At 58.0% G+C, this 1,408-nt stretch carries 1 protein-coding gene; it reads right to left on the minus strand.

The annotated features are described in order from the left end of the window. Window positions 1-148 precede the first annotated feature (148 nt). Window positions 149-1,363: an IS701 family transposase gene (locus CFR76_RS17360; RefSeq protein WP_025440114.1), complete on the minus strand. Its 1,215-nt coding sequence runs from the start codon at window positions 1,361-1,363 to the stop codon at window positions 149-151. Window positions 1,364-1,408: the final 45 nt, after the last annotated feature.

Raw genomic sequence — 1,408 nt, forward strand, 5'->3', positions numbered from 1 at the left:
CACTACAGTTGTGTTTTGATGTGAGAGGCGTAGGCTTTTGCCTGATGTATTCGTCTGAAGCGTGACCAGTGCAGGATATGGTTGAGGGAGATCTGACGCTGGGTCAGCCTGACGATAAGACGCCGGATTTCCTGAATGGACCACCGGATCAGACTTGGTACGGGTTCGCTGGTCTTTTTTTGGGAGACCTGTCGTTTGCCTGTGCCCTGACCCCGGCCATCAGGGCATAGGCCAGCATGACAAGGGATACGTGACGATGCCAGCCGTGCCAGGAGCGGGTTTCATTGTGATCGAGGCCGAATTCGTTTTTGGCCGTTCTGAACCCCTCTTCAATCCGCCATCGCGTGCCTTCGACCTGAACCAGCTTTTCAGGCGTCGTTCCTGAGGGGCACCAGACAGTGAAGTATGCAAGATCCCCGTCGGCTGGGTTCCGGCGCACAAGGAGACCCCGGATCCAGGTTCTGTTGTCGGCCGGGGTATAGTCTGCCCCCTCGAGTTCGGCGAGCGGACACCACAGCCAGTCATACTGACGATCGCCTTTCGTCCCGTGTCCGGCTGACAGGGAGACCCAGTCTTCTTCTGGAGCATCCCGGGCGATATCACGGGCTTCTCCCGCAACCGGTCTCTCTCCCAGGCCCCAGGAGTTGAACCAGTGACTGCCTGCCACCCCCAGAACATACCCTTTTGCGGCATGACGCAGGCTCATTTCGATTTCCCCTACGCCATAGACACTGTCAGCAGCGACCCATTCGAAGGGAAGGCCGGCCTGCAGGCCACGTTCGATCATCTGTCGGGCCAGAGAAGGTTTGGTTGCAAACGTTACGTCCGCAGGAACAGAGGCCGCAGACAGCCGTACCGGATCTGATGTCCAGGCTTTGGGAAGATACAGGGCGCGATCCACGAAAGCATGACCCCGTGAAGAAACATAGGCTGCAAACACACCAACCTGACAGTTCGTGATCTTGCCAGCCGAACCCGTGTACTGGCGCCCTACACCACAGGACGCCTTGCCTTTCTTGAGAAAACCGGTCTCATCGATCACAAGAACCGCGTCTTCATCACCCAGGGTAATCTGAACATGATCGCGGACAATGTCGCGCAGACCGTCAGCGTCCCACTGCGTCCGGCCCAGCAAAGCCTGCTGACGCCAGGGGCCTTCGTCGCCTGCGGCTTCCGCACGTTGCCAGCCCGTCTTGCGCGGCAGATTGCCCAGGAGCGTTTCCAGATAATGCTCCGCTGAGACCGCAACCCGTGCCTGACCAAACAGGGGACGTATCTTTTCCTTGACCGCCCGTAATCCCTCAACCGTCAGCGACAGCGTCTCCTCAACAGACGCGCCACCTGTCATCCTGTTCCGTTCCATACCAACACACGGAATCATATCTCGCATCAAAACACAACTGTAGTG

The sequence above is a fragment of the Komagataeibacter swingsii genome, assembly GCF_003207895.1.
Taxonomy (GTDB): domain Bacteria; phylum Pseudomonadota; class Alphaproteobacteria; order Acetobacterales; family Acetobacteraceae; genus Komagataeibacter; species Komagataeibacter swingsii.

Coding starts and splice junctions, on each gene's coding strand:
- CFR76_RS17360 (WP_025440114.1), bottom strand. CDS start 1,363: ATGGAACGGAACAGGATGACAGGTGGCGCGTCTGTTGAGGAGACGCTG.